At 68.8% G+C, this 7,329-nt stretch carries 9 protein-coding genes; 3 read left to right on the forward strand and 6 right to left on the reverse strand.

What is annotated here, in order from left to right; all coding sequences use genetic code 11:
- Positions 1-15: 15 nt before the first annotated feature.
- A complete protein-coding gene (locus AB0F62_RS36920) occupies positions 16-414 on the reverse strand; it encodes a hypothetical protein (RefSeq protein WP_361809839.1) in 399 nt (132 codons plus the stop codon).
- Positions 414-1,106: a hypothetical protein gene (locus tag AB0F62_RS36925; protein WP_361809841.1), complete on the reverse strand. Its 693-nt coding sequence runs from the start codon at positions 1,104-1,106 to the stop codon at positions 414-416. The genes AB0F62_RS36920 and AB0F62_RS36925 overlap by 1 nt, the downstream gene beginning before the upstream one ends.
- 222 nt (positions 1,107-1,328) lie before the next feature.
- Here AB0F62_RS36925 and AB0F62_RS36930 point away from each other — a divergent pair, with 222 nt between their 5' ends.
- Positions 1,329-1,694 carry a helicase associated domain-containing protein gene (locus tag AB0F62_RS36930; protein WP_361809843.1) on the forward strand — a complete coding sequence of 122 codons (366 nt, stop codon included), beginning with the start codon at positions 1,329-1,331 and terminating at the stop codon, positions 1,692-1,694.
- Between the two features lie 234 nt (positions 1,695-1,928).
- Here the strand turns inward: AB0F62_RS36930 and AB0F62_RS36935 are convergent, their stop codons facing one another.
- Both AB0F62_RS36935 and AB0F62_RS36940 read right to left on the reverse strand, forming a co-directional pair.
- Entirely contained in the window at positions 1,929-2,381 is a 453-nt protein-coding gene (locus AB0F62_RS36935; RefSeq protein ID WP_361809845.1) for a peptidoglycan-binding domain-containing protein, read from the reverse strand.
- A gap of 86 nt (positions 2,382-2,467) precedes the next feature.
- Complete coding sequence (locus AB0F62_RS36940) at positions 2,468-2,902, reverse strand: peptidoglycan-binding domain-containing protein (RefSeq protein WP_361809847.1); 435 nt, start codon at positions 2,900-2,902, stop codon at positions 2,468-2,470.
- A 337-nt stretch (positions 2,903-3,239) separates the two neighbouring features.
- Between AB0F62_RS36940 and AB0F62_RS36945 the strand changes: the two genes are divergently transcribed.
- Positions 3,240-4,211 (forward strand): helix-turn-helix domain-containing protein, encoded by a 972-nt coding sequence (locus AB0F62_RS36945; protein ID WP_361809849.1) that lies wholly within the window; start codon positions 3,240-3,242, stop codon positions 4,209-4,211.
- A gap of 1,439 nt (positions 4,212-5,650) precedes the next feature.
- A complete protein-coding gene (locus AB0F62_RS36950) occupies positions 5,651-5,944 on the forward strand; it encodes a hypothetical protein (RefSeq protein WP_361809851.1) in 294 nt (97 codons plus the stop codon).
- Between the two features lie 44 nt (positions 5,945-5,988).
- Here the strand turns inward: AB0F62_RS36950 and AB0F62_RS36955 are convergent, their stop codons facing one another.
- Both AB0F62_RS36955 and AB0F62_RS36960 read right to left on the reverse strand, forming a co-directional pair.
- Entirely contained in the window at positions 5,989-6,186 is a 198-nt protein-coding gene (locus AB0F62_RS36955) for a hypothetical protein (protein WP_361809853.1), read from the reverse strand.
- An 871-nt stretch (positions 6,187-7,057) separates the two neighbouring features.
- The coding region (locus tag AB0F62_RS36960; RefSeq protein ID WP_361809855.1) for a DM13 domain-containing protein at positions 7,058-7,329 on the reverse strand (272 nt) is incomplete at its 5' end.

A 7,329-nucleotide genomic window follows, 5' to 3' on the forward strand; every position in this document is an offset into this window, starting at 1 on the left:
CGGGATGAGTCCACTTCAGCTCAACAGGGCACCGACGGCCTGGGCAAGCGCCTCGCCTCCTTGCTGGACGACGGTTCCGACGACCAGCGCGGGCAGAGCCTGCGCGATCTGGCGCAGCGCGGTGGGCTGCTGTTCCGTGGGCATGGCCAGCGAGGAGTCGATGGTGTCCGCCATCGCGCGGAGCGCCGTGGCGTGGGTCAGGGTCGCGGCATGTCGTTCCACATCGGAGCGGAAGCCGGCGAGCAGGCTGCGGACGGTCTCGATGTCGGTGGCGCCCTGGGCGGATGCCGACTGGCTGATGTGGGAGATGTGGTCTCCGGCGACGTTCTGGATGGGCGCGTTGTTGTTGCCGCCGATGCTGACGCCGGAGCCGTGGCCCGGTGCCGGTTCGGGGTGACGCCTGCCTATGGCCATCATGTGCCTCCGTGGTTTGTCTGGTCCTGGCCGACTCCGCTGATGCCGGTGCCGGCAATGTTCTGGATGGGGGCGTTGTTGTCGCCGTACACGAGGATGTTGTTGATCACGACGGCGACCTGCTGCTCGTAGGCGGTGGTGTCGACGCCCTGCTGCTTGAGGTAGTCGGCGACGGCACGGAAGACGCAGGACTGCATCAGTACGACGTGCCGTTTGGCGTCGTCGCTTTGGTGCATGTCGCTGACTTCCTCGGTGGAGTAGCGGTCGCGGAGGCTGACGGGGTCTTTCTCCTCGGCGCGGCCTTCGCTGGGCTTACCGGTCCGTGCCGCAAGGCGCCACAGGGCTGCGGGTCCGGCGGCGGCATCCACCAGTGACTGTGCGGCAAGCCATCCGACCAGTCGCATCCGGCGTTTGTTCGCGGGTGCTGCGGTCACGCGCAGTTCGTTGTAGAGGGGCGTCATCACGTGCGGCCGGACGGTCAGGCGGAGCTCGCCGGCCTCGAGGGCTGCGTGCACGAACACGCTGACCACTACCTGGCCGTCCCAGGTGATGCACTGTGCCCTCAGGTACAGCCGGTCCGGGACGCTGGAGGGCGATTTTCGTCCCAGCCCGCGCAGGTCGGGCAGTTCCCGTTTCGCTGCGCGGGTGCGATGGAGCCACATGTCGGCAGGAAGGCCGACGACGCGTTCCATGGAGAAGCCCGGCAGGGGCTGGGTGATACGTCCTACCGACAGCTACAGCAAGCCCGGCCCCCCTCAACGCAGAACACACAACCCCAGCTCAAACGCCCTGAGCTCCCCGCTCAAACAGCCAACCCGGCCTCTCAACCAAACAGCAACACACCAGGTCAGCCGCCAGCCCCTACACCAACAAGCCCCCCTCCGAGCGTCACCACCGTCCCGGGCGTAACCGCGGTGCAGGGCGAAGACCTCGGGGCGTGGGTCCAGGCGCAGCGCCTGGGCTGGGACGCTCTGCTGCCCGCGCAGGCCTGGATGCTGGAGAATATGCTCCACCTCGGACCGGCAGAACCCGGCGAGAAGCCGCCGGTGCCCCGTACGCAGGCCGACAAGTGGGCGATCAACCTTCGGGCGGCCCGGCAGTACCACGCCCGCGAGGGCGCCCTGCAGCCGCCAAGGAAGCACGTGGAACAGCTCACTGAGCCCGACGGGACCGTGACCGACATCAAGCTCGGTCAATTCGTCGACAACACCCGCCGCCGCGCCGACAAGCTGACCCCAGAACGGCGGGCCGAACTCAACGCACTCGGCATGCGCTGGTAGCAGCAGCACTGGGAGAAGGGCCGAGGGAACGTGCGGAGCTGTTGCGAAAGGGAGCTGGCAGGTATGGAGGCGCGGCCAGCTCGCCTCGGACTGCGACAGCGGAGGCGCGCCGCTGGCCGGCAAGGAAGTCGCGCGGCCATGGTGCGGCGCCGACAAGCGGCATCGCCGCTCCGGCCGGGCGTCCGGCCGGAGCGGCGAGGGACGGCCAGTGCCGTCAGGAGCTGGATCGCGGTGTCAGAGGCGGGCGCAGCCCAGCGTGGAACTGTAGTGCTTCATGCTGTCACGGGTGTTCGGGCCGTAGACGCCGTCCGCGCCGAGCCCATAGTCCTCCTGGAGCAACTCGACGGCGGTCATCGTCTCCAGGCCGTAGTAACCATCGATGGTGAGGTAGCCGTAGCTCTCGCAATTCTTCAGGCTCCGCTGCAGCGCCGTCACGGCCGGGTTTTGTGTGCCCCTGTCGAATACCAGATTGCAGGTCAGGGTCTTGCCGCTGCCGCTGTTGTAGGCGGGAACCGTGACGGAGTGACCCGAGCTGATGGAAACAGCCTTGGTGGTGTTGCAGGTCGGGTATATACCGGCCGCGCTCGCGGAGGGGGAGACGGAGACACCGCAGGCGAGTACCGCTGCCAGGGCGCCCAGGGCAGCAAGGGCGCGAGGCTTGTTGCGGGGCGTGCGTGAAGACATCATGCTCCTCATGGGAAGTATCGGGCAGGCGTGCTTGATCACGCTGTGAGATCAGTAGGTCGGGTGACCTGCGAGGTTGAACGTCAAGCTCAGGCGCAGTCGTACTTGGCGCCGGTTTCGTTGCTGTAGCGGGCCCACTTCATCTTGGTCAGGGTCTCCCGGCCGTAGACGCCGTCGACCGCCGCGCCGATCCTGCTCTGGACGTCACGCAGTGCATTCCTGGTGTCCGACCCGAAGATGCCGTCGAGTTCGAGCTTCTTGCCGTAACAGCTGTTCATGTTCTTTTGCAGGGCCCTGACTCCGGGACCGGTGTGCCCGGACTGCAGGTAGCAGTAGATGGTGTTGTTGGCGACGTTGATCGGGTACACGAAGTGCCGGCCCGTCGATCCGTTCTGCACCGAGGCCGCTCCCGTGCACACCCCGTCCGCCGCGTGGGCCGGGACGGCGGCGGACGCCACTCCCATCAGGGCCCCCAGCAAGGTCCCGGTCGCCAGAAGTGCCCTGCTGCTGCCTGTCCTGCGCATGCCTGTCGTTCCTCTCCGTGCGAGAAGCACTGTCTCCGGGGCAGCCCGAGGACGGCTCGCGGTGCTGTCCCGGGGCTCGGCCATGGACACTAGCCGCGGCGTGAGACCCGGCCTTTGTCATACGTGCAAGGTTCTTTGTCCGTCGTGCACCGTCTCCGGTGAGGGTGTCGGACGAGGGCGGTGATGCCTTTGTGCGCGCCTGTCGAATTGGCTGCACGTCGTATGACCAGTCCGTCAAACTGAGGTCCGGGGGATCGTTCGAAGGGTGACGCGTGGGGAAACGGGGCAGGCCGGCGTCAGGCCGGCCGGGTGACGGACGCGGGCAGAGGTGTGGCGTATGAGCCCGGTTCTGGACACCGCGTTCACGCCACCGCAGGACCGGGAGGAAGTGGTCCGGAACGCGGTGCGGGATTCCATCGTGGCGGTCGACATCGATCACGGTCCGCCGACCGACGGCATCTCCGTCCGCCTGGGTCTCGGCACCGTCGGCCCCCTCCGGATCTGTTCGGCCCGTGCAACCTCCGTCGCCATCCACCGGACGGAACGGCTGGCCCGGGAGGACAAGGAGCCGGCCGTCTTCCTCGGCGTGCAGATGACGGGGACCAGTCTGGTGGTGCAGAACGGCCGCGAGTGCGTGCTGAAGCCGGGCGAGTGCGCCGTCTACGAGTCCGTCGCCCCATACACACTTCTCTTCGACGAGGGCGTCGACCACCACTTCCTGCGTTTCCCCCGTGCCGCACTGGCACTGCCCGAGCGGCTGTTGAGGGACGTGGCGGCGGTCGCCCTGGGTCCCGGCAATCCCGTCGCGCGGCTCGCCTTCACCTACTTCTCACAGTTGGCCGTCAGCGACGAGATCCATCAGGGCGATCGGGACGCCGAGTCCGTCGTCACCCCCAGCATCGAACTGCTCCGCGCCGTCCTGGCAACCCAGCACGGCGACTCTGGCCTGGCCAAGGCGCCGTTGGAGGCGACGCTCACCCAGCGGGTCACTCAGTACGTTCAGGCACATCTGGCTGACCCCGATCTGTCGGCCGCACGGATCGCCGCCGTCCACGGCGTCTCCGTGCGACACCTCTACGCCGTACTGGCCCGCTCGGGCATCACCCTCGGCAACTGGATCCGTACACGCCGGCTGGCCGAGTGCAAGCGGGATCTGGCCGGGCCGCACGGGCCCCTGCGCACCATCGCGGCGACCGGACGGCGCTGGGGTTTCGTGGACGCGTCCCACTTCAGCAAGGTGTTCAGGCAGACATACGGAATGTCGCCCCGGGACTGGCGCGACCTGAACCACCCTCGCACGTCCATGTGACAGCCTGCCCGCGGCCGGGACCCGCGTGGCCGGACGCGGCGGCCGAGCGTCCATCGGCTCCTATCAGCACGTTCGAATATTCGACTGTGCGAAATAACGTCCACGAACCCACCTTGAGACAAACGGGGTTGAACCGGTCCGGGTGCGATGGGGACACCGACAGCGGCGCTCCGTCTTCCTGCAGCCGCCATACGGCACCCCCACACCCCCACCGCGCAGCCCCGACCCCGGACGCCGGACGCCGGGCACACCTCGGCGGCCCACCCCATAGACCGCCCCGCCACAAGCCCAGCGCAGCGGCTCCCAGGCCCGCCCCAACGGCCGGAGAGACGGGCGCCCCCGCGCAGAGATCACCTGCCACCACACCAACACCCCCACACGGGAGAAGTCAGACCGGCCAGCGCCTGCAAAACCACCTGTGACCAGGGCGGATACAGCTCGGCCGCCAGACTGTGCGCAACGCCCGCCGCAACCCCCGCCGCAACGGCCCTCGCAACGCCTGCCGCAACCCCTGCCGCAACGCCAATCACGGCCCCCAGCCCCCGATGCCACCGCCCCCAACGCGCGGCCCCACCCCGGGGGCCGCCGCGACCCGGGTCCGGGCGCCGGCCTCGGGGGCGCGTACCCACCGCCGGGCCGCCCAGCGGCGGGGAAGCGGTCCCCACGGACCCAGCCCGACCTCCTCAACCCTCCATCCTGCTTTTGTGGATCCAAAGGGGCGGTTCCAGGGGAAGTCAGAGCGGCAGACCCCCACTCACCACCAGGTCTGACCTGCGGCAGCACGCCGGTGAGTCACAGCAAAGCCGCAGGTGATGGCGCAGGCAATGGTGCAGGCGTTGCCGCAGGTGATGGCGCAGGCATTGTCGCGGACCAGGACCGGGGTGCACGCGATGGCGCACGGGGTGGTGTCGGGTCCGCGGGGCTGCGTCGTTGAACACTCCGAAGCACAGCCCCGCTTGGCCCCCAGGGACGCATGGACCTGGGGGTCACGTGCTGCCAGGTGCGTAGAATCCATGGCTATGCCCGCTTCCGTGTCCTTGCCGGTGCCCGTGGCTGTCCCCACGCCCCGTCGGCCGGTGCGCAGTCGGGTGCGGCATGGTCAGGCGTCGTGTGCGGACTACGGCTGCGCCCGGCCGGTGTGCCGTCAGGCCGCGCGCCGTGCCCGCTACCGGCGTGAGCGGGACCACGCTGCTGGTCTGCCGGCCCGTGTCGAGCCCGTCCAGGCTGCCGAGCATGCCGCCCTGCTCCGCCGGCGCGGCATGGCGGCGCAGGACATCGCGGACACTTCCGGGATCTCTGTCACCCTCGTCCGGCGTCTGCTCCGCCCACCCGCCGCCAGGCCCGGCCGGATTGCCCGCGCCACCGCCGACGCCATCCTCGGCATCCACCCCCCGGCACCCCACACTCAGAGCAGGGGCGCGGGTGGTGGTGGGCGGGGCTTGACCGACGCTACGCACGCCGCCGCGATACTCAACGCCCTCGCCGCGGCCGGGTGGCCCGCCACCTACCTCGCGGCCCGCCTGGGTATCAGCACGCAGACCATCGCCGCCATCCGCGACCAGCGGCGCCCTCATCTGCGGATCCCGCTCGACCAGCGCATCCGCCGCTTGTACCCAACACTCGCTGGCAGCAGCCCGGCCGCAGCCGGGATCCCACCACGCGACATCGCCCGCGCCCTCGCCCACCACCAACGCCGGCACACCACCGGGCAGCCACCGGCCACGACAGCCTGAAACACCGGTGAGGGGCCTCCAATGGCACCGGAACCGAGGACCGGTCAGGTCTGATGACCGAAGGCGGCGGCCAGCAGGTTCCGGATCTCGGTGACATCCCGGCCCGTACGCTCGGCAACCCCCGCCACGCTCTCCCCCGCCTGCACCGCAGCAACGATCGCCTCGCTCAACCACCGACGCGCCAACCGCACCGCAGCCTCCGCCTGACGCAGCCCCGCCACCGCGTCCTCCAGACCCCCCAAGCCCGGAGCCTGCCTGCCATCACCGCCCCATCCTGACAGAACCCCGCACCCCGGCCCCACAGGTGTGAAGCCCAGGCCGCGTTTGCCGGACGACCTGGGCAGCGAGAGGACGTAACCAGGATGGCGCCCGGTCGTTGATCCGGCCGGAGAAGCGGAAAGCGAAGGCTCCGGGACACTGGTAGGTACCCCGGAGCCTTCGTGGCGTGTACCCAAGCCTTTGTGGACAGAACGTGACCGGGTCCCCGGCACCGCTCAAGGCCAGGTGGTGCCGGCGTTCCTGCGCGCAGGCCCATGGTCTCGGATGAGACGGACGGTTACGGTATGGCCATGCGTTCGATGGGGGCGGGTTTCGGGAGTCGTTGCGCTGCGACAGCCAGAGTCCTGGTGAAACGTCCGTGCCTCCTCCTGAGCTGGCTCGCGCTGTCCGTTGCCGCGGTCGGCACCGAGAAGATCATCCCTCAGCCATGGTCTGCTGCCGCCTATCCCGTTGCCCTGTCCGTCGCGCTGTTGCTCTTCTCCCGGACACCCCCGAAAGGCAAGGAGCATGACAGCATGACAGCCGACAATCCGCAGAGAAACAGCCAAATCAGGGCGTAGACCGACGTAACGGCTCATGCATCGAGTCTCCGCATGCGCTGGTAGCAGAAGCAGAAGCACGATGACAAGGGCGTGGCCGGGCTCCCGCCGGGAGCCCGGCCACGCCGGACCGATCACCGCGCACGCGGCCCTGGACGCCTCGGCCGACGAGCAGATCACCGTTCCCATGCCCGCGCCCATGTCGGTCGAAGAAGTGCCGCCTGCGGTGTTCGCAGCCTCAGTGAGACGGTCGGCCATCTCGTCGAAAAGTCTGCGTACGGCCGCAGGTTCCGTGTCAGGCGCGGGCCAGTTCGGCGGCGCCGAAGGAGACGTTGAACCGATCGCACCAGATACTCACGCTGGTGTACTTCTCGAGATCTGCAGTGGCGGGCAGCGGGTAGTTGTGGCTGCCTTTGTTGCCCTTGAGCGTGCCGAGGCTGAGGTGCGCGCCGTCGTCGAAAACGTCCCAGCTGTCCTTTCCTGGCTTCACTGTCGCGTCCGTGATCCAGACTTTCAGGTCGGGGCCGTTGCTGGTGTCCAGGTCTTCCAGGCGCAGCACTCGGGAGC

It is taken from the genome of Streptomyces sp. NPDC026673, from assembly GCF_040638135.1.
GTDB lineage: Bacteria > Actinomycetota > Actinomycetes > Streptomycetales > Streptomycetaceae > Actinacidiphila.